This window comes from Halorubrum sp. JWXQ-INN 858 (assembly GCF_009806985.1).
Classification (GTDB): domain Archaea; phylum Halobacteriota; class Halobacteria; order Halobacteriales; family Haloferacaceae; genus Halorubrum.
The window spans coordinates 154,000-177,971 of the sequence record NZ_WUAX01000009.1 but is presented as its reverse complement, the minus strand read 5'-3'; the positions used below and the strand labels follow the sequence as shown (position 1 = coordinate 177,971).

24 protein-coding genes and 1 tRNA gene are annotated in these 23,972 nt (G+C 69.1%); 11 read left to right on the top strand and 14 right to left on the bottom strand.

Annotation, left to right across the window (positions count from 1 at the left end; translation table 11 throughout):
• Window positions 1-62 precede the first annotated feature (62 nt).
• Window positions 63-1,025: a UbiA family prenyltransferase gene (locus GRS48_RS08065; RefSeq protein WP_159485335.1), complete on the bottom strand. Its 963-nt coding sequence runs from the start codon at window positions 1,023-1,025 to the stop codon at window positions 63-65.
• A gap of 217 nt (window positions 1,026-1,242) precedes the next feature.
• Entirely contained in the window at window positions 1,243-1,857 is a 615-nt protein-coding gene (gene cmk / locus GRS48_RS08060; RefSeq protein ID WP_159485333.1) for a (d)CMP kinase, read from the bottom strand.
• Between the two features lie 120 nt (window positions 1,858-1,977).
• On the opposite strand from cmk, the gene GRS48_RS08055 reads away from it, so the two are divergent.
• On the top strand, window positions 1,978-4,764 hold the full coding sequence (locus GRS48_RS08055; protein WP_321168354.1) for an ATP-dependent helicase: 2,787 nt from the start codon (window positions 1,978-1,980) through the stop codon (window positions 4,762-4,764).
• 97 nt (window positions 4,765-4,861) lie between these two features.
• On the opposite strand, the gene GRS48_RS08050 is transcribed toward GRS48_RS08055, so the two are convergent.
• The 4 genes from GRS48_RS08050 to GRS48_RS08035 form a co-directional block, all read right to left on the bottom strand.
• Entirely contained in the window at window positions 4,862-5,077 is a 216-nt protein-coding gene (locus GRS48_RS08050) for a hypothetical protein (RefSeq protein ID WP_159485331.1), read from the bottom strand.
• A gap of 83 nt (window positions 5,078-5,160) precedes the next feature.
• Window positions 5,161-6,408, bottom strand: a complete 1,248-nt coding sequence (locus GRS48_RS08045) for a lactate racemase domain-containing protein (protein WP_159485329.1) — start codon at window positions 6,406-6,408, stop codon at window positions 5,161-5,163.
• Between the two features lie 80 nt (window positions 6,409-6,488).
• On the bottom strand, window positions 6,489-6,695 hold the full coding sequence (locus tag GRS48_RS08040; RefSeq protein WP_321168368.1) for a hypothetical protein: 207 nt from the start codon (window positions 6,693-6,695) through the stop codon (window positions 6,489-6,491).
• A gap of 167 nt (window positions 6,696-6,862) precedes the next feature.
• Window positions 6,863-7,843, bottom strand: a complete 981-nt coding sequence (locus GRS48_RS08035) for a formyltransferase family protein (protein ID WP_159485327.1) — start codon at window positions 7,841-7,843, stop codon at window positions 6,863-6,865.
• Window positions 7,844-8,015: 172 nt separating this feature from the next.
• Here GRS48_RS08035 and purS point away from each other — a divergent pair, with 172 nt between their 5' ends.
• The 4 genes from purS to GRS48_RS08015 all read left to right on the top strand — a co-directional run bounded on the left by purS (window position 8,016) and on the right by GRS48_RS08015 (window position 10,899).
• The gene (purS, locus tag GRS48_RS08030; RefSeq protein ID WP_159485325.1) at window positions 8,016-8,267 is read left to right on the top strand and encodes a phosphoribosylformylglycinamidine synthase subunit PurS; all 252 of its coding nucleotides are present in this window, start codon (window positions 8,016-8,018) and stop codon (window positions 8,265-8,267) included.
• A gap of 58 nt (window positions 8,268-8,325) precedes the next feature.
• Complete coding sequence (gene purQ / locus GRS48_RS08025; protein WP_321168353.1) at window positions 8,326-9,003, top strand: phosphoribosylformylglycinamidine synthase I; 678 nt, start codon at window positions 8,326-8,328, stop codon at window positions 9,001-9,003.
• Between the two features lie 89 nt (window positions 9,004-9,092).
• Window positions 9,093-10,187, top strand: a complete 1,095-nt coding sequence (locus GRS48_RS08020; protein WP_159485323.1) for a putative sulfate/molybdate transporter — start codon at window positions 9,093-9,095, stop codon at window positions 10,185-10,187.
• A gap of 10 nt (window positions 10,188-10,197) precedes the next feature.
• Window positions 10,198-10,899 carry a hypothetical protein gene (locus GRS48_RS08015; protein ID WP_321168352.1) on the top strand — a complete coding sequence of 234 codons (702 nt, stop codon included), beginning with the start codon at window positions 10,198-10,200 and terminating at the stop codon, window positions 10,897-10,899.
• 297 nt (window positions 10,900-11,196) lie between these two features.
• On the opposite strand, the gene GRS48_RS08010 is transcribed toward GRS48_RS08015, so the two are convergent.
• The gene (locus GRS48_RS08010) at window positions 11,197-11,838 is read right to left on the bottom strand and encodes a non-canonical purine NTP pyrophosphatase (RefSeq protein WP_159485319.1); all 642 of its coding nucleotides are present in this window, start codon (window positions 11,836-11,838) and stop codon (window positions 11,197-11,199) included.
• A gap of 170 nt (window positions 11,839-12,008) precedes the next feature.
• Between GRS48_RS08010 and GRS48_RS15225 the strand changes: the two genes are divergently transcribed.
• From GRS48_RS15225 to engB, 3 genes are all read left to right on the top strand, one after another.
• Window positions 12,009-12,251, top strand: a complete 243-nt coding sequence (locus GRS48_RS15225; protein WP_235028026.1) for a DUF1328 family protein — start codon at window positions 12,009-12,011, stop codon at window positions 12,249-12,251.
• Between the two features lie 171 nt (window positions 12,252-12,422).
• Window positions 12,423-13,124, top strand: coding sequence for a DUF4013 domain-containing protein (locus GRS48_RS08000; RefSeq protein ID WP_159485317.1), 702 nt, complete (start codon window positions 12,423-12,425; stop codon window positions 13,122-13,124).
• A gap of 91 nt (window positions 13,125-13,215) precedes the next feature.
• Window positions 13,216-13,842, top strand: a complete 627-nt coding sequence (gene engB, locus GRS48_RS07995; protein WP_159485315.1) for a GTP-binding protein EngB — start codon at window positions 13,216-13,218, stop codon at window positions 13,840-13,842.
• Window positions 13,843-13,871: 29 nt separating this feature from the next.
• Here engB and GRS48_RS07990 read toward each other — a convergent pair whose 3' ends face one another.
• Both GRS48_RS07990 and GRS48_RS07985 read right to left on the bottom strand, forming a co-directional pair.
• Entirely contained in the window at window positions 13,872-14,918 is a 1,047-nt protein-coding gene (locus GRS48_RS07990; RefSeq protein ID WP_159485313.1) for a hypothetical protein, read from the bottom strand.
• A gap of 160 nt (window positions 14,919-15,078) precedes the next feature.
• On the bottom strand, window positions 15,079-15,789 hold the full coding sequence (locus GRS48_RS07985) for a DUF1405 domain-containing protein (RefSeq protein ID WP_159485311.1): 711 nt from the start codon (window positions 15,787-15,789) through the stop codon (window positions 15,079-15,081).
• Window positions 15,790-15,925: 136 nt separating this feature from the next.
• On the opposite strand from GRS48_RS07985, the gene GRS48_RS07980 reads away from it, so the two are divergent.
• From GRS48_RS07980 to GRS48_RS07970, 3 genes are all read left to right on the top strand, one after another.
• Entirely contained in the window at window positions 15,926-16,633 is a 708-nt protein-coding gene (locus GRS48_RS07980) for an FxsA family protein (protein WP_159485309.1), read from the top strand.
• A gap of 103 nt (window positions 16,634-16,736) precedes the next feature.
• Window positions 16,737-16,810, top strand: a tRNA-Ile gene (locus GRS48_RS07975).
• A gap of 310 nt (window positions 16,811-17,120) precedes the next feature.
• A complete protein-coding gene (locus GRS48_RS07970) occupies window positions 17,121-18,530 on the top strand; it encodes a hybrid sensor histidine kinase/response regulator (RefSeq protein WP_159485307.1) in 1,410 nt (469 codons plus the stop codon).
• 6 nt (window positions 18,531-18,536) lie between these two features.
• Here GRS48_RS07970 and GRS48_RS07965 read toward each other — a convergent pair whose 3' ends face one another.
• From GRS48_RS07965 to GRS48_RS07945, 5 genes are all read right to left on the bottom strand, one after another.
• A complete protein-coding gene (locus tag GRS48_RS07965; RefSeq protein ID WP_200840231.1) occupies window positions 18,537-19,982 on the bottom strand; it encodes an MFS transporter in 1,446 nt (481 codons plus the stop codon).
• 192 nt (window positions 19,983-20,174) lie between these two features.
• Window positions 20,175-20,654 (bottom strand): type IV pilin, encoded by a 480-nt coding sequence (locus GRS48_RS07960; RefSeq protein WP_159485303.1) that lies wholly within the window; start codon window positions 20,652-20,654, stop codon window positions 20,175-20,177.
• A gap of 138 nt (window positions 20,655-20,792) precedes the next feature.
• On the bottom strand, window positions 20,793-21,497 hold the full coding sequence (fer, locus tag GRS48_RS07955) for a ferredoxin Fer (protein WP_159485301.1): 705 nt from the start codon (window positions 21,495-21,497) through the stop codon (window positions 20,793-20,795).
• Between the two features lie 162 nt (window positions 21,498-21,659).
• Entirely contained in the window at window positions 21,660-23,798 is a 2,139-nt protein-coding gene (gene katG, locus GRS48_RS07950; protein WP_159485299.1) for a catalase/peroxidase HPI, read from the bottom strand.
• Window positions 23,795-23,956, bottom strand: coding sequence for a hypothetical protein (locus GRS48_RS07945; protein ID WP_159485297.1), 162 nt, complete (start codon window positions 23,954-23,956; stop codon window positions 23,795-23,797). Before GRS48_RS07945 ends, katG begins: the two co-directional genes overlap by 4 nt.
• Window positions 23,957-23,972: the final 16 nt, after the last annotated feature.

The following is a 23,972-nucleotide window of genomic DNA, read 5'->3' as shown; positions in this document are numbered from 1 at the left end:
CAGTCGAGTTATAAATAACCGGTGGGCCGAAGGGAGACCCTCGAACGGCCGAGCGACGCGACTCAGCCGAACAGCACGGCGGCGACCATCGCGCCCCCGACGACGAGGTAACAGCAGTCGGGCGCGACGCCGAGCACGTCGGTGTCCGACACCCGACCGGCGAGCGCGGTCACGCCGAGCGAGACGGCGAGCCCGACGAGCAGCGCCGCGGCGAACGGCCACGCGATGAGCCCGGCCGAGGCCGCGACCGCGATGAGCGCGGCGGTGCCGAGGTCGACGCCGTACAGCGCGCGGCGGGTCCACGTCACGCCGACGACCACCGGGAGCGTCGCGACCCCGATCGCCGCGTCGGCGTCCACGTCACGGACGTTCGGCAGCTCGGCGTCGACGAACGACCGCAGGAAGAAGTACGCGAAGACGACGACGACCGTCGGCGTGACCGCCGCGTCGGCGAACGCCAGCGGCAGGAAGGTCAACGCGACCGCCCACCCGGTCGCGACCAGCGCGGAATTGACGAGGAGGACGTCCTTCAGCCGGGGGAGGTCCCCGGTGACCCGTTCGATGGAGCGTCCCGTTTCCGGGAGCCAGTCGGAGGCGTACACGACCCAGAACGCGCCGGGCAGCACCGTCAACGCGAGCGCGAGCGGACCGCCCAGTACCGCGATCGCGACCGCGACGCCGTACGCGCCGGCGGCGGCGATCATCAGTTGGTCGCCGTAGCGGCGGGCGTACGTCGCCCGGCCGGGGTTCGAGCGGGCGTCCGTGTCCGCGTCGGCGACGCTGTCGGTGGTGTACACGGCGAAGGTGACGAGCGCGACGACGAGCGGCGCGGCCGTCAGCGGCACGCCGAGGAGGGCGGTCGCGATGCCGACCTCGACGGCCGCGACGAGCGCCATGAACACGGAGCTGTACACGAGAGTGCTTCCGAGACGTTTCAGGTACCCCGTGAGCCGGGAGGTGTCGGGGCGATACGACGGGTTCGTGCCGTCGACGATGGACGACGGCGATTCGGTCTGTTGTGACATTCGTTCGGGAGGACGCGTATCCGCCGCGTGCCCCCCAACGAAGCCTACGAAGTCCCGATACATACGTTTCGGTCAGCTATCGGAAACTAACCGTATCGGGAAGCGTGGTGAATCCTTCGGGCGAGGTACGTCGTCAATCATTCGGTCGGCGAGCACCGTGACGTTCGGTCGGCGAGCGCCGTGACGTTCGGCCGGAGCACAGCGCCCGATCGCCGGCTCAGATCTCGAACTCGGGGGTCGGGAACGCCCCCTCGTCGGCGTCGACGTCGTAGCGCTCGATGCCGGTCAGCGCCACGTCGAGCGTCGCCTCGGGGTCCCAGCGGCCGGTGTTGATCGTCAGGTCGTAGATCGACCGGTCGTCGAGGTCGATCCCGTAGTAGGACTCGTACCGTTTCGCCTCGATGACCTCCCTGACCTGCATCTCCGAGGTCAGCTCCTCGCGGCCGGCGGTACGTGCCGCGCGGACCTCCTCGGGGGCGTCGAGCCAGATCCGGATATCGGCCCGGTTGCCCGCGAGCCAGCCAGCGAGTCTCGACTCGAGCACGAACGCCTTGTTCGCGGTGCCCCATTTCTCGGCGATCCGCCGGAGCCGACGGTCGAGCGCGCGGTCGATCTCCGCGGATTCGCTCGTCTTCGCGATCAGCTGTGAGAGGCTCATGTCGCGCTCGGCGGCGATCTCCCGGAACAGCTCGCCGCCGGAGACGTATCCGCAGTCGAGCGCGTCGGCCAACCCCTCGGTGAGTGTGGTCGCGCCGCAGCCGGGCGGTCCCGAGACGGTGACGAAGAGGTTCCGGTCGATGCGTCGGTCCGACGCCTCCGCGGGCGGACTCATGTGCGCTCGCCAACGACGCCCGGCCGAATAAACGGGACGGTTGCCACAGTCGTTGGCGACGTGGCGGCCCTCGATTCCCGACACGACCGCTTTTCCGCTTCGGGACCGTACCCTCCCGGCGTGAGCGACCTCCCCGACCCCACGACGGACGGCGACGTCGGGCGGGCCCTCCTGCACGAGACCGCGTCCGACCGCGAGCTCCCGTTCGACCCGGCGACGGTCCCGATCGCGGACGGCGAGCTGCTCGAGCGCCTCTCGCCGGCGGTCAGACGGTGGTGGGTCGACGAGTTCGCGCCGTATGTCGGCGAGAACGGGGGGTTCTTCACCCCGCCACAGCGCGGGGCGATCCCGCACATCGCCGCCGGCCGGAACTGTCTCGTCGCCTCCCCGACGGGGAGCGGCAAGACGCTCGCGTCGTTCACCGCGATCCTCGACGACCTCTTCGTCCGCGAGCGTGAGGGCGGGCTCGAGACGGGCGTCCACTGCCTGTACGTCTCCCCGCTGAAGTCGCTCGCGAACGACATCGAGCGCAACCTGGCGGCCCCGCTGTCGGGGATCGCGGCCGAGCTGGCCGACGCGGGCCACGGGACGGACGTCCGCCAAGCGATCCGCCACGGCGACACGACGGACGCCGAGAAGCGGTCGATGCTGGCCGACCCCCCGCACGTCCTCAACACGACCCCGGAGACGCTCGCGATCCTGCTCAACGCCCCGCGGTTCCGCGAACACCTCCGGACCGTGCGGTACGTCGTCGTCGACGAGATCCACTCGCTGGCGGCGGGCAAGCGCGGGACGCACCTCGCGGTGTCGCTGGAGCGGCTGACGGAGCTGACCGACGGCTCACCGACCCGGATCGGCTGTTCCGCCACGGTGGAGCCGCTCGACGAGGTCGCGGAGTTCCTCGTCGGTCGCGAGCGCGTCGCCGGCGCGGTCGGGGACGAGGACGGGCTCGAACCGCGCCCGTACGAGGTGGTCGACACCCGGTTCGTCCGCGAGTACGACCTCGAGTTGCGGACGCCCGCCGCCGACCTCGTCCACACGCCGCGGGCGACCGTCACGGACCGGTTCTACGACGCGCTCGACGAGCTGATCGGGGCCCACGACAACACGCTGGTGTTCACCAACTCCCGGTCGGGGGCCGAGCGCGTCCTGCGCGACCTCCGGGAGCGGTACGGCTACGACGAGTCGAACTCCGGCTGTCACCACGGGAGCCTCTCCGAGGAACGGCGGACGCGGGTCGAGGAGGGGCTCAAAGGCGGCACGCTCGACGTCGTCACCACGTCGACGAGCCTCGAGCTCGGGATCGACATGCCGCACCTCGACCTCGTCGTCCAGGTCGGCTCGCCGAAGTCCGTCGCGGCGCTGCTTCAACGGGTCGGCCGCGCGGGACACAGCCCCGGCGAGACGGTCGAGGGACGGGTGTTCGCGCTCGACCGCGACGAGCTCGTCGAGTGCGCGACGATGCTCGCGCGCGCGGCTGACGGCTTCGTCGACAGCGTCTCCGTCCCGGAACGCGCCTTCGACGTCGCGGCCCAACACGTCTACGGGATGGCGATCGCCCGGATCCGCCCCGACCGCGAGGTGCGCGAGGTGCTCCGGCGGGCGTACCCGTACCGCGGCTTCGACGACGCCGACTACGGGACGCTCATGCGCTACCTCACCGCCGACTACGAGGGGCTCGAGGAACGACACGTGTACGCGAAGGTGTGGCGGGACGGCAACGACCCGCCCGATGGCGAACACCACCACGAGGGGTTCCCGGTCGGCGAGACGCTGGTCGGGAAGCGCGGTCGCCTGGCGCGCGTCATCTACCTGACCAACGTCGGCACGATCCCCGACTCGTTCACGTGCGACGTGTTCACGCGGAACGACGAGTGGGTCGGCACGCTCGACGAGGCGTACCTCGACACGGTCGATCCCGGCGACGTCTTCGTGTTGGGCGGCGACCGGTTCGCGTTCCGGTACCGCCGCGGCTCGAAGGTGTACGTCGACCGCACGAGCGAGCGAGCGACGGTCCCCTCGTGGTACGCCGAACGGCTCCCGCTCTCGGCGGACCTCGGGCGGGAGGTGTTGGCGTTCCAGGAGCAGCTTCTCGACCGGTTGGCCGACGGCGGTCCGCCGGCGGTCCGCGCGTGGCTTCGGGAGCTCCCGCTCGACGGCAACGCGGTCCGGGCGATAACCCGTATGTTCGACGAACAGGTCGCCTACGCCGGGCGCGAGTCGGTGGCGACCCCCTCCCGGATCGTCGTCGAGGAGGAGCTGGATCGGACCGCGTACAAGCGTCGGTACTACGTGCACACGGGACGCGGCCGACGGTTCAACGACGGGCTCTCCCGGCTCGTCGCCGCCGAGTGCGCGGCTCGGGCGACCGCCAACGTCGCCGTCGCGGTCGCCGACAACGGCTTCAGTCTCTCCGTGCCGCTCAACCGGAAGGTCGACGTCGCCGGGACGCTCCGGGGGCTCGATCCCGCCACGGTCCGCGCGGACCTGCGGGACGCGCTCCGTGACACGGACCTGTTGAAGCGCTACTTCCGGATCGACGCCGCCCGGTCGCTGCTGATCTTGAAACGGTACAAGGGGTACGAGAAGTCGGCCGCCGAACAGCAGGTGTCCGCGGAGATGTTGCTGTCGTTCGCGGCCGGCCTCGACGGCTTCGCGGTGATGGAGGAGACGTACCGCGAGCTGTTGGAGGACCGTCTCGACGTCGACCGGATCCGGGACGTCCTCGCCGCGATCGCGGCGGCGGAGGTCGCCGTCGCCGAGCACACGGTCGACTCGCCGACGCCGCTCGCGTTCGGGCTGGCGACGCTCGTCGACTCCGACGTCGTGCTCGCGGACGACGAGTCGGCCGCCCTCCGCGAGTTCCACGCCCGCGTCCACGAGGCGATCGACGACGGCTCGGCGTAGCTGTCCCCGCGGCGGGCGTCCGTCACTGGACCGGGCGGAACCGAACCGGCTCTCAGCGAACCGACACTCAGCGAACCGACACTCAGCGAACCGGCTCTCAGCGAACCGGCCGACGGCGACGCAGGACGTAGATCGCGTGGACGCTCCCCGCGTAGGCGACGCCGACCAGCGTCGCGAGGGCGAGACGGGCCAGCGCGCCGTCCGGACCGTACGCCGCGGCGAGGAGGTACGCCGCCCCGCCGACGAGGAGCGCGTACGCGATGATTCGTGTCGGCCCCACGTCGGCGAGCCGCTGCGGGTTCGGTCCGGTCATGGGGCGGCACAGGCGGAGGTGACGGGTATACCTCACGGTCGAGCCGTGTCGGGTCGCGTCGATCGCGGCCCGTTCGCACGGCGTTACTGCTCGTCGCCGGTCGGCGCGGTCAGGAGCGTGTGGAGCGCGTCGGGGACGACGAGCACCCGCGACCCCGGCGCCAACGCGTCGGTCACGTTCTCGTGTGCCGTCATGAGACAGTCGTCGACGAGGTCCGGGTGGTCGGTGTTCGTGACGTGAACCGGGTTCCGGCGAAGCGCCCGGGCGAGCACGAACGCGCGCTGTGCGCCCGGCTCGTACCCGTCCCGCATCTCCTCGTACAGCGCGTCGGCGCTCGACGCGCCCCGGAGCCGTTCGTGGAACCGCCGCTCCCCGGTTCCCTCCCCTGCGCCCTCGGGGATCCGCGCGGGGACGACGACCGGGCCGCCGGCTTCGACCGGGTTGTGCGGCCCGAGACAGCAGTACGTCGCCGCCCGACTCGCCTGATAGAGGTTCGCGTCCTTGGGTGCGGGCACGCAGGTGATCGCCGCGTCGAACGTCCCGTCGACCGCGACGGAGAGCGCGTCGAGCCCGGTCGCCGTCAGGTCGCGAACGACGTCCCGCGGTCGGCCGGCGCTCACCCCGATGATCCCCTCGGGGGCCGCGGTCACGTTGACACAGAAGTCCGGCCCGGCAAGGTCGCCCGCGCGGTCGAGCGTCTCCCGGAACGGATTGTCGTCGATCCGCCCCAGCCGGACGCCCGGCAGCGAGAGCAGCTCCGGGCCGTGGGTGTATCTGATGAGCGACTCGGACCCGGAGCCGATGACGACCGTCTTCGCCCCGCCGGAGAACCCCGCGTACTGGTGCGGCTCGACCATCCCGGTCGAGACGACGAGGTCTGCCTCGACGACGGCCGGATGGACGTCGATCGGGACGGGATCGCCCCCGCCGGCACCCTCGACGGCTCCGACCCGGACGACGTCGTCAGGGTCGTGGTTGACCGCCAGGTCGGCGTTCTCGCCGAGCCCCTCGCGGACCTCGGCGTCGGTCATCGGTCGGTGAAGCCCGAGCCCCAACACGACCGTCACGTTCGAGCGCGGGACCGGCAGTCGGTCCAACAGCGCGGCGAGGAGGACGTCGTCCGGCGTGTCGCGGGTCACGTCGGTGACGACGACCGTCACCTCGTCGTCGGGGTCCGCGAGCGCCGAGAGCCGCGGGCCGTGCGGGTCGTCGAGGGCAGCCTCGGTGGCCGTCGGCACGTCCACCGGATCGCCGCCCGTCGGGGTGGCGACGGTCACGTCGTAGTCGTCGAGGTCGACGTCGAGACGACCGTCGCCGTACGGGAGTCGCATGGCGGCTATACCGCCCCGGCTATGAAAGGACTGACGGGTACGGCTCCGGGAAGCAACGGGGCGTCGATCGGAGGCGAGGATCACCCGTCCGCAGTCGGCGGGAGCGCCGAACCGACGCGAGAGGGCGACGGGTTCTCGGGAAGGACGTCCGGCAGCCCCTCCAGCACGAGCGTGGTGTAGTAGAGGAAGACGGCGAGCGCGAGGATCGAGAGGAGCAGGAGGAACAACAGGACCGCGCGCTCATCGCTCCGAACGAGCGCGCGCTCATCGGTCAGCACTCGCGTCACGCGCCTGGATCGCTTCGACGGTTCCGTGTGTTTCGGCGGCTTCGACGGTTCCGCGCGTTCCGACGGCTTCGACGGTTCCGGCCGATCCTCCTCGATCATCTGACGGCTATATCTCCGGCTCCGTCGTTAAGAAGACGACGATGAACGGGGGTCGGCCCTTCCGCCCGTCAGTCGGAGTCGACGGGCGGGGTGGCCGTACCGCTCAGCGGCTCGCCGTCGACCGGCTCGTCGGGGTTGGCCGCGCGGGCCTGTTCGGGGAGCCCGAGTTGTGCGTCGAGGTCGACGTCCTCGCGGACGTGAACGGTACCGCGATGGACGGCGATCGCGTCCGCGAGGTGGAGCCTGACGGCTTCCAGCAACACCTCGGCCTCGAGCGGCTGTCCGCGCCGTTTGATCTCGTCGACGTCCGCGCCGTCGGGGACGTCGAAGGCGCGCTGAGCGATGACGGGCCCCTGATCGAGGTCCGTCGTCACGTAGTGGGCGGTGACGCCCGCGATCCGAACGCCCGCGTCCTTCGCTTGCCGATACGCCTCCGCGCCGGGGAACGCCGGCAACAGCGAGGGGTGGACGTTGACGATCCGCCCTTCGTAGCGGAAGACGACCTCCGGCGAGAGGATCCGCATGTACCGCGCCAGCGCGATGAGGTCGATGTCGTACTCCGCGAGCAGGTCGAGGAGCCGCCCTTCGTCGGTGTTACCGCTCCCGTCCCCGACGTCGTAGAAGGGCTTGTCGTACCGCTCGGCCAGCGACCGGAGGTCGCCGCGGTTGCCGATCACGACCGGGATCTCCGCCCGACCGTCGGCGGCGAGCTCGTCGTTGGCCTCCGCCTCCAACAGCGCCTCGGGCGCGTGCGTCTCCTTCGTGACGAGCAGGGCGATCCGGCGCGCGTCGCGGTCGCTCGGGAACCGGACCTGGATGTCGACGCCGAGCTCTCGGCCGAGCTCCGCGAGCGCGCGGCGGAGTTCGCCACGAGAGGTGTCCATCTCGGCGGTGTCGACTCGGGTCGTCATCCGGAAGACACCCTCGCGAACCGCCTGATCGAGGTCCTCAATGTTGATCGAGCGCTCGAACAGCAGGGAGGTGACCCGCGCGATCAGTCCCGTTCGATCTCCTCCGACGACCGTGATCTCGGTTAGTTCGCGGGTCATGCGACGATCACCTCCGCAGGTTCGAGCGGCAGCATACGTCGACGCCAACGGTGCGGACGGGTTTGCCCCTTTCGTTCCACTGTGGTATCGACAGTCCGTCCCAATATCCACGAGCGTGTATATCGAGACGCTTCCAAAACGGTTTTTGCCCACGGCTCCGCATTACCCGACGATGACGGCATACACCGCGACCGTGACCGTTCGACTGAAGCGGGGCGTCCTCGATCCCGAGGCCGAGACGACCCGGCAGGCGCTCGAGCGGCTCGGCTTCGACCTCGACGGCCTCCGTTCGGCGGATCGGTTCGAGGTCGACCTCGACGCGCCCGACGCCGACGAGGCGGCCGCCCGCGCCGACGAGATGGCCGAGCGACTCCTCGCGAACCCGACCATCCACGACTACGAGGTCGCGGTCGCCGAACGATGAGGGCTCCCGACGATCCGACCGGAACCACCGCGGACGTCGCCGGCGCGAGGTGGTCGACGTGACGGTTTCGGTCGTCCAGTTCGGCGGGTCGAACTGTGACCGGGACGCGGTACGCGCCCTCTCGTACCTCGGCGTCGAGGCCGAGCGCGTCTGGCACGAGGACGGGCTCCCCGAGGACACCGACGGAATCGTCCTCCCCGGCGGGTTCTCGTACGGCGACTACCTCCGTGCCGGGGCGATGGCCGCCCGCGCGCCGGTGATGAACGAGGTGCGTGCGGCCGCCGACCGCGGCGTTCCCGTGCTCGGCGTCTGCAACGGCGCACAGATCGGTTCGGAGTCCGGGCTGACCCCCGGCGCGTTCACGACGAACGCCTCGGCTCGCTTCCAGTGCGAGCCGGTCTTCCTCCGCGTCGAGCGCGCGGACACGCCGTGGACGGCCGCCTACGACGAGGGCGAGGTGATCGAGGTGCCGATCGCCCACGGAGAGGGGCGATTCGAGATCGACGACGAGGCGTACGAGGACCTCGTCGACGACGACCGGATCCTCTTCCGGTACTGTGACGCCGAGGGGGCCGTGACCGACGCGGCGAACCCGAACGGCTCGACGGGGAACGTCGCCGGCGTCCTCGGCGAACGCGAGACGGTCGCGGTGTTGATGCCCCACCCCGAGCGTGCGACCCTCCCCGACGTCGCGACGAGCACCGACGGTGCTGGCGTCCTACACGCGTTCCGTTGAGTAACCACTCGTAGTTACTTCTCTTCGATCACGGGAACGTTTCGGGTTACTGGGAACGGCTTTACCGATCCGCGCGTTCCTCGTACCTGATGGGTCTTCACGTCGTCCCGGATCGTTTCGGGGTCCGGTTCGACTCCGGTGAGGTAACCGGGGCGTTAGGAGATTCAGTTACGGTCCTTCCGATCGTCGTCTCGCTCGCGCTGTTGACGCCGCTGTCGCTCCCACACACCCTCGTGGCGTTCGGTGTCTTTCAGGTCGTCTGGGGCGTCGTCTACGGGATCCCGCTGTCGGTCGAACCGATGAAGGCCCTCGCGGGGCTCGCGATCGCCGGGGCGATCTCGCTCGGCGAGCTCGTCGCCGCCGGCGTCCTCGCGGGCGTCGTCCTCCTCGTCGCGGGCCGGGTCGGGCTCGTCGGCGCGATCGAACGCGCGGTCGGTCTCCCGGTTGTTCGCGGGATCCAACTCGCCGTCGCGCTGCTGCTGGCGACGACCGGGATCGGCCTCGCTGCCGGTGCGCCGGTCGTCGCGGCGGGGGCGACGGTCGTCGTCCTCCTCGTCGTGCTCGTGGGCCACCGCGACGCGAGCGCGCTGGTCGTGTTGGGGCTCGGCGGCGTCGTTGCCCTCGGGGCCGGCGGCGTGCCGACGCCGACGCTCCCCGAAGCGACCCTCTTCGCGAGCGGCGGGCCGACGTTCTCATGGGCCGCGTTCGACGCGACGCTCGCGCAGTTGGCGATGACCGTCGGCAACGCCGCGGTCGCCACCGCGTTGCTCTGTTCGGACCTGTTCGATCGGGAGGTCTCGGCCGACCGGCTGGCCGAAAGCATGGGAGTCATGACCCTCGTCGCGATCCCGATCGGCGGGCTCCCGATGTGTCACGGAAGCGGTGGACTCGCCGGAAAGCACGCCTTCGGCGCGCGAACCGGCGGCGCGAACCTGATCCTCGGCGTCGGCTACCTCGCGCTGGCGCTCGTCGCCGGGGTCGTTCTCGCGTTTCCGATGGCCGCGCTCGGAGTGTTGCTCGCGATCGTCGCCTACGACCTCGCGCGGACCGCGTTAGCGAGCGACGACCGGCTCCTCACGGTGGGTGTCGGCGTGCTCGGGCTCGTCGCGAACATCGGGGCGGCGTTCGTGATCGGTGCCGTCGCCGGCTGGGTTCGCCGGAAGACCGATGACCGTGGCGCGTGACCGATCCGTCGTGGAACGCGACGATCACCCCACGACCTTCGCGGAACTGTTCGAGCGGGCGGCCGGCTACGACGTCGACGAGGACGCGATCCGATCCGTACTCGCGGAGCGACGAACGGGGACGCGCAACCGGTCTGACGACGGTGGCGGCGGTGAGGGGCCTGACGACGATGGCGACCGTGACGACCGCGACGCCGAAAGCGACCGCGACACGACTGGACCGGCCGGCTCGAACGTGACGGGCCGGCCGGATCCGAGTCCCGCGCGCGTCGTCGCCGACGCGGACGTTCTCGCGGCGGACTTGTTGGTGGGGGGCGATGCCCGCGCCGCGCTCGACGTCCTCCGGTCACACTCGTGGACGACGCTCGTCGCGAGCGACGCGCTCCTCGCGGACGCGACGGCCGTGATCGCGTCGGTGGCCGACGAGGGGCTCGCGGCGGACTGGCGACGGACGATCTCTCGATGGCGGGAGCCGGTGGACCACCCGGCGGGCGACCACCCCGCGCTCGCGTCGGCGTACCGCGGTGGCGCGATGCAGGTCGTCACCCTCGACCCGTCGCTGACGGGCGCACGGACCGCAGCGGGCCTCCGGAAGCGGCTGCCGGTGAGCGTTCGCGACCCTCACGCGTTCGCGGCGGTGTTCTCGCCGGAACGGCTCTACCCGTCGGCCGTGGGTGGGTCGTATCCCGGCCCGGACAGAGAACCACGATAGGAGCCCGGTTCCGATCGTTCCGAACGGACCCGCTCGGAGCCCGATAGTGCGGCGGAGAGGTGTGAGGAACGGGGAGGACGGAGAAGACAGGTGGAACCGAGCGATTCGCCAGATCGGTAGCTCGGTAGCTCGGCAGCCCGACGGTCCGGCGGTTTGACGGCGTGGCGAACAGGCGACACGGTCTCTGTCCCGACACGACGTGTCACACACCCGCTTCCCGTGCCGGGACGGCTCGGAAGGGCACGGAACGGTTTGTGGCGGTATCCCGGATAAACCCGAGCACGAGGGACGACGGAACTACCGGTCGGCGTACCACTCGGCGAACTTCTCCAGCGCCCGACCGCGATGGGAGACCGCGTTCTTCCGTTCCGTGTCCATCTCGGCGAACGTCTCGTCGCCGTGCTCGAAGATCGGGTCGTAGCCGAACCCGCCGTCGCCGCGGGGCGAGACGATCCGGCCGGGGACGTACCCCTCGAACAGCTTCACCGGGAGGGCCGCCGGCTCCCGCTCGTTTGAGCCGTCCGCGTCCGTGGGACCGGCCGCGGCGGCCGCGGCTCGGTCTCCGCGGTCGACGGCGTCGGGACTCGCCGCGAAGCCCTCGCCGTCACAGTACGCGAGGGTACATCGGAACGCGGCCCGCGGGTCCTCGAGGTCCCGCGCGAGCTCGCGGACGCGGTCGATCCCGAGCGTGTCCTCGACGTACGCGGAGTAGGGTCCGGGGAACCCGTCAAGCGCCTCGATGAACAGCCCGGCGTCGTCGACGAGTACGGGTTCGTCGGCGTGACGGTACGCCTCACGCGCCCCTCGTGCCGCGATCGGCCCGAGCGATCCCGCCTGGATCTCGGTGTAGTCGAAGTCGAGCTGGCTGACCGACCCCTTGGCGAGGTAGCTCTCCGCTTCGCGGACCTTCCCCGCGTTGGTCGTCACGTACCTGAGCATGGGATGGATCGGGACCGTCGCCACGAATAGCCGTCGATGCCCGATGGGCCCCCCGTCGCAGCTCGGACCCCGCCACACGGTGTCCGTATGGCGACCATACGCGCCGATCGGGTCGCCGTAACCGGAATATGAGGATCGTAACGATACGTCCGCGAGGCCTCACGTGGAGTATGGTCGAGACAGCGACGACGGCGGCGGTCGTATCGAGCCTCTGGTCGGACGCGACGTCGACGGCGACGGCGGCCCCCGCCCAGTTCTCCGGCGGGTTCCTCGAGCTGGCGCTCCTCTTTTTCCTGTTGGCGATCGTCGCCGCGGTCCTCGGCGCACGCGGCGTCGCCGGCGTCAGCATGACGGTCGCGAAGTGGCTCGTGATAATCTTCCTCGTGCTGGCGGTCATCTCGCTGCTGCTGTGAGCGTCGACGACGCTCATCGGCGAGTCGGCGGCGACAGCGACGATCCCTGCGGTCCGCGTCTCTTTACAGCCGACGGCTCCTTCTGAGACCCGGACCGCGGGGATCCAGCACTGCCGGCCCGATCGGCGTCCGACGGAACGTTTAATCGAGTCTCCTCTGTGCGCGTACAGTATGCTCGAAGACGGACTGTCGTACCCCGTACGCGGCGACTGGATCGGACGCGTGATCATCGGCGGCGTCCTCGGGTTCTTCTCGTGGCTCGTGATCCCGGGGTTCCTGCTGTTGGGCTACCTCGTCGAGGTGCTGGAGTCGACCGTCGCCGGGTCGGACACCCCGCCGGAGTTCACCGACTGGGGGACGCTGCTCGTACGCGGGATCGTCGCGACGGTGATCGGGTTGGCGTACACGCTCCTCCCGATGATCGCGTACGGCGTCTTCGTCGTCCTGGTCATCGGGACGGGTGGGGCGATCGGCGGCGACGCGGGCGCGCTCATCGGCGGCCTCGGCCTGCTGGCGGCGCTCGGGTTCCTCCCGGTGATCTTCGTCGTGTACTACGCGGTGCCCGCGGCGCTCACCGCCTACGCGGTCGAGGGGAACGCCAAAGCGGCGTTCGACCCGTCGCTGTTGAAGCCGACGCTGCTCAGCGTCGAGTACCTCGTGGCGGTGCTGATGCCGCTCGTCGTCACGTTCGTCCTCTGGATCGCGACCGGCGTGCTCGCGGTGACGATCGTCGGACTGCTCCTCGTCCCGTTCCTCCAGTTCTACGGGCAAGTCGCGGTGTTCCGCATGTTCGGGACGGCGTTCGCGGACCAGAGCGATCGGCTGTCGACGCCCGGCTCCGCCGTCGACGACGCGACCGAAACCATCCCGTAGCGGTCGCTCCCTCGGTGCGCCCCGCCGTCCGACCCCGCCGCACCACGCTTCCGTCGCGCCGTTTAAAAGGCTGAGACCCGCACCTACGGCTATGTTCAAGTACGAAGACCGGCCCGCCCGCGACGCCGAAGTCGTGCTGGTCGGACGGTCGAACGTCGGCAAATCGACGGTGATGCGCGAGCTGACGGGCCACGACTTCTCGACGGGGGGGAAGCCGGGCGTCACCCGCAAGCCGAACCACTACGACTGGGCGAGCGAGTCGTTCATGTTCACCGATCTCCCGGGGTTCGGGTTCATGTCCGGCGTCGAGGCCGACCGCCGCGAGGAGATCAAGACGGACATCGTCCAGTACCTCGAGGCGCACGCCGACGACATTCTCGCCGGCGTCGTCGTCGTCGACGGCAAGTCGGCCGTCGAGATCATCGACCGCCACCGCGAGCGCGGCAACATCCCCCACGACGTCGAGATGTTCGGCTTCCTCCAGGAGATCGGGATCGAACCGATCGTCGCCGTGAACAAGACGGACAAGATCGACGACCTCGACGAGCGGCTCGACGACATCTGTGACCGCCTCGGGCTCTACCCGCCGTGGCAACAGTGGTCCGACACGATCGCGCCGATCTGTGCGAAACGCGGCGACATCGACGCGCTGGAGGAGTGCCTCCGCGATCGGTTCCACGCACACAGTCGCGACGACCTGTTGAAGTTCGTCTCCTAACGTTTGCGTTCGTCTCCCGAGGACGGCTTTTAAAACTCGAAGCCGACCGCGGCGTCGGCGGGCGCGATCGGGCTCGTCGGATACGGCGGCGACGCGTCCGGGTCGTTGAACGCGCCGGGAGCGACGTCGTTTGGTGCGTCCGGGTAGTACAGCGCGGCGAGCGTCTGTATCGCCGTCCGCCCGCTCGCCAGCTCGAACTGCCCGCCACCGTACATCGTGATGCCCTCTCGCTCGCAGTACGCGATCGTCTCGAACAGCGATTCGAGGGTGCCGAACCGCGACGGCTTCACGTTACACCACCCCGGCTCGACCGGCAGCGCTCGCAGGCTCTCGACGCCGTCGATCGGGTAGTCGAAGGCGAGCCGGTCCGCCTGCGGTTCCAGGAGCGGCGTCGTCTCGGGCGTGAAGGCGGCGTCCTCGACGACCGCCGTCGGGAAGGCCGCGAGGACGTCGCGGTACAGCTCCGGGTCGGCGGGGACGTCCACGTCGGTTCCCTCGTACCACCCCTTTAAATCAAGCACTCGAACGGCGTCGGTCTCACGGAGCCTGACGAACGCCTCGCTGGGCCAGTCGGGCGTCGGGTCGAGCTTGAACTCCAGGTCCGCATCGAGCGCGAGCAGCTCCTCGACCCGGTCGGTCGTGGGCGGGTCGCCGAGGCGCGTCGAGACGACGAACCGGACCGGGTCGGGTTCGATCCCGAGGCGCTCGCCGAGGCTCACGCCCGCCTGTCGGAGCCCGAGATCGAGCGCGGCGCTCTCGACGGCCCACCGTCGATAGGCGCGGGCACTCTCCCGCTCCGGGCCCCCGCCCGCGAAGAGGTCGCGTTCGTCGAGGACCGCCGAGAGTTCGGCGATCGTCCACTCCCCCTCGAGGTCTATCGGGTCGGTCGCCGCGAGCGCGTCGTGGTCGGCAGCGTCGTAGCCGACGTCCTCGCCGCGGCCGGTCACGCCCTCGCCCGCGAGCCTGAACTCCGTCGTCGTCCGCTCGAACCCGCTCGTCGTCGCCGCGGAGTACCGCCTCCGGGCGACGGATTCGACCGTCACCGTGAGGTCCGATATCGCGTCGTACGCACTCATATCGCATGGAAGGCGACGGAGCGGGATAAAACGCGCCGTGTCGCGGGTGCACACCCCGTGCCCCGCGCTCCGCGCCGCAGCTGGTGCTGGTCAAGCGTTCGATCGCGTGTCGCCTCCGATACGGGCGGGGTGTTCGACCGCGCCGCATGCTGAACGCGGATCAGTCGTGGGGGTGGGGACGGTGGCGGGTCCGGAGCGTGGCGATCCGGGTTCCGAGCGCGAGACAGAGCGGGACTACCGTCAACACCACCGCGCCGGCCGCGGCGACCTGCAGGACCGTCGTCGTGAACCACGGCTCGCCGCCGGCGTACGGGAGGGACGTATGGGTGACGTCACCGATCACCGGGACGAAGTAGTCCATGAGGAGGTCGACGGTGTACCACGCGCCGGCGACCGCGACCGCCTTGAGGGGGAAGTCGGTCATCCGGTGGAGGACGAACGCCTGCAGCGCCATGCCGAGGTGGCTCACGAGCAGGAACGCGTACATCGGGGTCGACGACGTCGCCAGGAAGCCGGGCGCGAAGACGACGAGCACGTAGGGGGTCCACAGTCCGAGCTTGATGTTCCCGACGAACGCGAGCGCCGCGAGGGTGTCGTTCGGCTTCCCGACCGCCCACGACGCGAGCGCCAGGGCGATAAACAGCGTCGCGAGCGGGCTGTCGGGGACGAACGCCCACAGCTCCGGGGGGACGCGGCCGAACTGGAACCGGTAGTACCAGAAGCCGAAGGCGGTGCCGGCGAGGTTGATCGCGACGATGACCCAGACGAACCGATAGGCGACGTCCTCCAGCGCGGCCGGGAGGGGCGCGGCCCATCGAGGCAACGAGTCGCGTTCTGGCGGGTCGCGACCGAGCGCGCCGACGAGGTCCATGCGGTGGGGTCGCCCCCGTCGCTCAAAGCCGTGGCGGTCGCGGACGAGCGCGTTCGAGGTAGTGATCACGGCTCGAACCGTGTCGCGGGCCGTCCGCGACGAAAAGGGCTATGGGTGCCCGCCCGGAAGCGAGGGTATGCGCCCGCGAACGCTGCTCGCGTTACTCCTCGTCGTCCCCCTCGTGGACGCGCTGTTCCTGATCTACGTCGCGACGCGGCTCGGGGCCGTCCTCACGGTCGCGCTCGTCGTGTTGACGGCGGTCCTCGGCATGCTCCTCCTGCGCGCGGAGGGACGCGCCACGCTGGGTCGGATGCAGCGCAAGCTCGCCCGCGGGGAGCCCCCGACGGACGAACTGCTCGACGGCGGCCTCCTGATCGCGGCCGGCGCGCTGCTGCTCACGCCCGGGCTCGTCACGGACGCCATCGGGTTCCTGCTCGCACTTCCGCTCTCGCGGGTCCCGATCCGGATGGCGCTCAAGAAGTACGTCGTCGTGCCGTACATCGATCGCGAGACGGACGGGTTCACCACCGGGAACGTGTACGTCGGCGGGTTCCCGAGCGGCGACGGCGACGGCCCCGCCGGGTTCGGCGGCGACTTCGGCGGCGGTTTCGGCCCCGCCGGCCCCGGGAGCTGTCCGAACGACTCGTTCGACCTCGACGACGGTGGCGCTCGCGGCGGCTCCGGCAGCTCCGGCGGCCGCGGTGCGGACCGCGACGACGTCGTCGACGTGGACTTCACCGTCGAGGAGGGGAACGACGGGATCGACGGCGACGATACTGATGGCGATGGCGACGACGCTGGCGGAGACCGCGGTGGGAACCGTCGGGGCGACGGTCGCGAGTGAGCGCGCGGCGTGTGAACGACTCCCGAAACCGACCGACGGCGGGGGCGCTCACGAAAGGAAACCCTTAAACTGCTACCCGCGCAACGACTGAATGCGCTCACCTGGGCCAATAGCTCAGTCAGGTTGAGCGCTCGGCTGATAACCGGGAGGTCCACGGTTCAAATCCGTGTTGGCCCACCTACAGCGTCCACGGCTCTTTGCCGTGGCGTGTTAGGGGCCGGGAACTCCCCAGCCACCTAACTTCGTATTCTACAACCCACGAGCGACCGCCTCGACTGCGGCGGGCGATCGCCGTACGGCTTCACACGCGTTCACGTCGACGAGCTCACGAGGATCGTCGATGGCCGGGTCGGCATTCATTTATCAACCCGTCCGGCACGAGTCACCGCAGATCGACGGATCGTACTACTGAGATCGAGCCAATCGATCACACGTCTGAGGAACCTCGCAAGCGTGTTTTTATCTATTTCCAAACGCGCTATTTCCCATGGCGGAACCGATCCAGGTCGTTCACCTCGACGACGAGCCTGATTTTGCCCGGTTGGTCGCGGCGAATCTCGAACGTGAGAACGAACGGCTCAGCGTCCAAGCTGCGCGCTCTGTTGAAGAGGGGTTCGACCTGATCGGAGACGACACGGATTGCGTTGTTAGTGATTATCAACTGGGCGATGGAACGGGCCTAGAAGTTCTCGAAGCTGCTCGGAAGGAGATCCCGGACGTGCCGGTCATACTGTTCACCGACACGGGAAGCGAGGAAGTCGCAAGCCGTGCGATTAGTGCTGACGTCACGGATTACATGATCAAGGGTGTTCTCACGGAACAGTACGGGCTACTGGCAAACAAGATCGTCACCGCTGTGGAGCAACGTCGGGCAGTCCAACGGGCCGAACAAGTCGAACAGCACCTTCACGAACTGAGCGAACAGGCTAACGATGTCTTGTACGTATTCGAGGGGGACTGGACGGAGGTCCTGTTCATCAACTCGGCGTATGAGACGGTCTTCGAACGACCGGTAGACGCGGTTAAAAACGACCCGACAACGTTCGTACAGGCGATCCATCCCGACGATCGTGAGCGGGTGCTGATGGCGATGGAACGTGTTTCGGAGGGTCAATTCATTCAAGCAGATTACCGAATCGACACCGCTGGCTTGGATGAAAAGTGGGTGGAATCACACGCCAAACCGGTCGTCGTAGACGGTGACGTGACCAGGATCGTCGGGTACACTCGAGACATCTCGGATCGGAAAGCGCAGATGCAGGAATTGAAGCGGAAGAACGCCCGGCTAGATCGGTTCTCTTCCGTCGTTGCTCATGACCTTCGGAACCCGTGGAACGTCGCTCACGGCTATTTGGAAATCGACCGATCCAGAGAGGACAGCCAGGAACTGGAGAAGGTCTCGAACGCGTTGACGAGGATGGACCAGATAATCACGAATTTGCTAGAGCTGGCTCGAATCGGGACAACAGTAGACGGGGTTGAGCCGATCTCGTTGCAGGGTCTCGCCGAGAGGTGCTGGACCTCCATTGCCCACCCCGAGGCGAGCCTCAACGTCGAGGCGGATGTCACCATCGAGGGGAACGCCACGAGACTCGCGCAGCTGTTCGAGAACCTGTTTCGAAACGCCATCGATCACGGCGACGCGGACGTCACGATTACGGTCGGTCTCGCGGAGGACCGATCGGGCTTTTTCGTGAAAGACGACGGTCCGGGGATCCCACCGAGCGAACGCCAAGCGGTACTCGAATGGGGGGTTTCGACCTCCGACACCGGGACGGGGTTCGGATTGGCGATCGTTCAGGAGATCGTCGACGCACACGGGTGGGATCTGCAGATCACCACCCAACCCGAGGGAGGGGCTCGGTTCGAGTTCACCGGTGTCGAGTTCCGCGCGTAGGTGAGCTTAATCGGCCGCGTCTCCGGTCGCGTCGGCGGCCGGATGAGGGGCGTACACGCGCTCGGAGTACAACAGCGCGACGCATATCCCGGCGAGTATCGGTCCGATCGCGAGCAGGAGGAAGCCCTGGCGCATCCCCAGCGTCTCGAGCAGGTAGCCGATCAGCGCCGGCATCGGCGCGCCCGTCAGCGTCACCGCGGTGAACACGTAGCCGAACGTGCGCCCCTCGCGCTCCGGCGGCGAGAGGTCGCTTATCAGCGCGTCCCGCGCCGGGTTGACCCCGTACAGTCCCGTCCCGAGCGCGACGATCACGACCGCGAGCAGGAGCGGGTGTAGCGGCACCAGCGCGAGCAGGACCATCCCGACCGTCCCGACCGCCATACACCCGAGCAGCACGACCCGCGAGTCGTACGCGTCCGTCGCGCCGCCGAGGACGAGCTGCATCACCGCGCCGGAGACGAGCAGCAGCGCGAAGAACACGTTGGCCACCGACTCCGCCCCCACGTGAACGCCGATCGCGTCGACGGAGTAGGAGTAGGCGTAGACGGCGACGAGGAAGGCCGGCAGGAACGTGTTGAGCGCGCGGGTCGACAGCCCGCTCGTGACGAAGTAGAGGTACACCGCCGTCATCGGGTAGAGGTACGTCCGCCGGTCGCCGTCCGCCGCCGTACCGGCCCGATCGGGACCGTCCCCGTCGGACCCGACATCGTCGATCGAGTCGGTGTCGTCGCCGAGGTCAGCACCGTTGCCGGTCGAGTCGGCATCGTCGTCGGGGTCGGCGACGCCGTCGGCGTCGTCCACCCCTCGTTTGCCGGCCGGCCGCGTCTCGAACTCGTCGGACCGGAGCACCACCGCGAGCATGAGGCCGTAGACCACGCCCGCGACCCCGAACAGCAGGATGATCTGCTCCCACGCGAGCAGCAGGATCAACACGGCGACGGCGGTCGGGGCCGCGGCGTCGCCGAGCTTGGAGGACGCGCCGAAGACGCCGAGCACCTTCCCTTTCGAGCCGGCGTCGACGTTGTCCGTGATCATCGGATAGCCCGTCGGGTGGACCACCGCCAGCCCGACGCCGACGACGACCATCGCGAGCGACATGACGAGGTAGCCGCCCTCGAAGAGGTAGCCGAACGCGGTCAGCGCTGGCAAGGGTGCGCCGAGCGTCGGCGCGGCCGCGAACAGCACGTACGCCGCGCCGGTCAGCGTGAGCCCCGTCGGCAGGAGGAAGCGGCGGTCCATCCGGTCCGAGAGGACGCCGAGCGGCGCCTGCGCCAGCCCCATGCCGATGGAGTACAGCGAGATCAACAGCCCGAGCTGCCACAGGGGGTACTGGAGTGCGACCGCCAACACCGGAATCAGCGGCGGGAGCACGCGGTAGTAGACGTGTTGTGTGAAGTGCGCGGAGCTGACGACGAGCGCGAACCGCAACTCCTTGCCGGTCAGTCCGTACACGGTTGGATCCGGCGTCGGTACGGGGCCGTATATATACATGGGTGGCGGACAAGCGCGCCACCTCCGACCGCGACGACGTACGTCCCGGCTGACTGCGCCGGCGACGCACACCCCGCCGGCGGACTGAGCGGCGGCTCAGGGGTCGCGTGTTAGGGTTTAAAAGGGCGCGTCAGTCGGAATCGAATCGGGAGCCTACTGGACCGTGTAGGTCGTCAGCGTCGACGAGGAGCCGCCGCCGGATGCGGTCCAGATGACGCGGAGTTCGTCGTTGCTAGAGATGCCTTCCGTGTTGTCCTCGATATTACTGTCGTCCATCCAGTCGACCGAGTCGCCGGACGATATCTGGCCGTTACCTGCCCATTCAGCGCCGAGTTGCTGTTCGGGATCTGCACCAAACGTGATCGCGTTACCCTCAACCGTCCCGGTCACGCGGTCCGCGTCGATGTTCTGACCGCTCACGTGCGTGAGGGTGACCGAGGTGACGTCAGCACCCGATCCGCTCTGGTCCCAATCGTAGCTCGCGCTCGGGGCGCTGTCGCCGATCGAGTCGCCGAGGCCGAGGACGAACGTGCCGATGACCGCCGCCAGGATCACCGTGATGGCGACCATGAGGATGACCCCGATAACGGGAGACACCGCCTTCTCGTCGTTGAATAGCTTGCTGAGTTGCATTGTGTACCTCCATCGGGGACGCACGCGCGATCGGCCGACGACCGCGCGGTTCCCCTCCGGTTACCGAACGGTAGGTTCCACATACCTATAAATATGCACTAAATGATTTCTTGAGTGACATTCTCATGGGTGTGCTGATCACTCGGAGCGAGCCCGCCTGAACGGTCCCGGCGGCAGTTTCAACTCGTCGAGCTCCGGCAAGTGTTTGACGTTGAACACGACTTGGAGCTCGTCGGTGATCGGATACCCGTTACACGACAGCCGGAAGCCGCGGTCCGCGAGCTCGTCGGGAAGGATGTGGTTCGCCGGCTGTGAGAGCTCCCCCGAGGCGAGGTACACCGCACAGTTCGCACACGCCCCGCCCCGACAGGAGAACGGCCACGTGTACCCGCGCGCCTCCGCGGCCTCCAGCAGGCTCTCCGTCGGCTCCGCGAGCAGCCGTCCGTAGTCGGCGGGGCCGAGGTCCGCGGCGGCGGCCCGTTCGAACAGGTCGGGGTCGTCGAGGCCCCACCCGTAGTCGTCGACGACCGCGTAGTCGAGGAACTCGACGCGGACCGGTTCGACGTCGGCGGCGCCGTCACCCTCCCCGTCGCCGCCCCCGCCGGCCGCGTCGTTCCAGCCGTCCGGCGTCCCGCGCTCGTCGGCGTCGAGGTCCGCGACGTCGCCGTTTCCGTTCCGGTCGCGCTCGCGCAGCGCCGCGTACGCTCGCTTGACGAGCTGGAACTCCTCGACGCTGCCGCCCTGGTCCGGGTGGACCTCCTTGACGCGTTCGCGGAAGGCGCGCCTGATCGTCGATTCGTCGGCGTCGGGGTCGACGCCGAGCACCGCTGACGGGGAGACCATTCGATACCCCACCGTAGCGGCTTCATCGGGATAAACGCCTCAGTCGGCGACCGTCCTGCCGGTGACGGAACGGGTCGATCGGCGGAGCGAACTCAAGCGAAACGCAACGGAAACGCGGGTCGGTCGGTTCGAGGGGGCGGTCCCCCTTGGTCGGCGTCGCGGCTACTCGAGGTCGAACCGGTCGAGGCTCATCACCTTGTGCCACGCGTCCACGAAGTCACGGACGAACTTCTCGTCCGCGTCGTCGCTCGCGTACACGTCGGCGACGGCCCGAAGCCGGGCGTGGGACCCGAAGACGAGGTCCACGCGGGACCCTCGCCACTCGAGCTCGCCCGTCTCGCGGTCGTACCCCTCGAAGACGCCCTCGTCGTCCGCGGCCGGCTCCCACTCGATCCCCATGTCCAGCAGGTTCACGAAGAAGTCGTTGGTCAACGTCCCCGGGCTGTCGGTGAAGACGCCGAGGTCGGACCCGCCGTGGGTCGCGTCCAGCGCCCGCAGCCCGCCGACGAGAACCGTCGTCTCGGGCACCGACAGGTCCAGCAGGTCCGCCCTGTCGACGAGCGCCTCCTCCGCGGGTCGCTCGTGGCCGTCCGCCCGGTAGTTGCGGAAGCCGTCGGCGTCCGGCTCCAGCGCCTCGAACGACTCGACGTCGGTCTGTGCCTGTGAGGCGTCCGTTCGCCCCGGCTCGAACGGCACGTCCACGTCGTGGCCGGCGTCCGCCGCCGCCCGCTCGACCGCGGCGTTCCCGCCGAGCACGATCAGGTCGGCGAGCGAGACGCGGGTCCCGTCGTCGCGCGAATCGTTGAAGTCGGCCTTGATCCCCTCGAGGATCTCGAGGGCCGCCTCCAGTCGGTCCGGCTCGTTCGCTTCCCAGCCCCGCTGCGGTTCGAGGCGGATCCGCGCGCCGTTCGCGCCGCCGCGCTTGTCGCTGTCGCGGTACGTCGACGCCGCCGCCCACGCCGTTTTGACGAGCTCGGGAACGGAGAGCTCCGAGTCGAGGAGTTCGCGCTTGAGCTCCTCGATCTCCGCCTCGCCGATCGGGTCGTAGTCGGCCTCCGGGATCGGGTCCTGCCACAGCATCTCCTCGTCGGGGACCTCCGGGCCGAGGAACCGGGACGGCGGGCCCATGTCGCGGTGGATCAGCTTGTACCACGCCTTCGCGAACGCCGCCTGGAACTCGTCGGGGTTGTCGCGGAAGTGCTCCGCGATCTCCCGGTATTCCGGGTCCTTCTTCAGCGCGATGTCCGTCGTGAGCATCATCGGGGTCCGCATCTCCGACGGGGCGTGTGCGTCCGGGACGGTGTCGTGGAGCTCCTCGCTCTTCGGGGTCCACTGCCACGCGCCGCCGGGGCCCTTCTCCGGCTCCCACTCGTGTTCGAGGAGGTTGTCGAGGTAGCCCATGTCCCACGAGACCGGCGCGTCGGTCCAGGGGCCCTCGATCCCGCTGGTGATCGTGTCGGGGCCCTTGCCGGTGCCGTGTTCGTTCTCCCAGCCGAGACCCTGCTTCTCGATGGGGGCGGCCTCGGGCTCGGCACCGAGGTTTTCGCCGGAGTCGACGCCGTGGACCTTCCCGAACGTGTGGCCGCCGGCGATGAGCGCGAGCGTCTCCTCGTCGTTCATCGCCATCCGGCCGAACGAGTCACGGATGTTCTCCGCGGACGCGATCGGGTCCGGCTGACCGTCCGGTCCCTCGGGGTTCACGTAGATGAGGCCCATCACGGTCGCGCCGAGCGGGTCCTCGAGCTCGCCGTCGTCGCTGAAGCGGTCGGACGCCTCCATCTCGGTTTCGGGGCCCCAGTAGACGGCCTCGTCGGGCTCGAAGGCGTCCTCGCGGCCGCCGGCGAAGCCGAACGTCTCGAAGCCCATCGACTCGAGGGCGACGTTACCGGCGAGCACCAGCAGGTCGGCCCACGAGAGCTGGCGGCCGTACTTCTGTTTGACCGGCAGGAGCAGCCGGCGCGCCTTGTCGAGGTTCGCGTTGTCGGGCCAGCTGTTGAGCGGCGCGAACCGCTGTGTACCGCCGGCCGCGCCGCCGCGTCCGTCGGCGGTTCGGTACGTGCCGGCGCTGTGCCACGACATTCGGATGAAAAGCGGACCGTAGTGACCGTAGTCGGCCGGCCACCACTCCTGTGACGTCGTCATCAGCTCCTCGATGTCCGCCTTCACCTCGTCGAGGTCGAGCTTCTCGAACTCCGCGGCGTAGTCGAAGTCGTCCCCCATCGGCCCGATGTCGCGGGCGTTCTGGTCGAGGATCTCCACCTGCAGCTGGTTCGGCCACCAGTCCTGGTTGCGCCCGCTCATTGTCGGGCGACCTCCGGGCTCCGCTCACGGGTGTCGTGTGAGCGCGTCCCCGGCAGGCGGGTGGTGTCGGCGGTCGGTTCGGCAAGGGTCGTCGGCGAGCGGCCGCCCGGTTCGGCGGCGTCGGCGTCGCCCGTCTCGTGGATTGGGTCGTCAGACATTCGGGTGTCTCGTGTG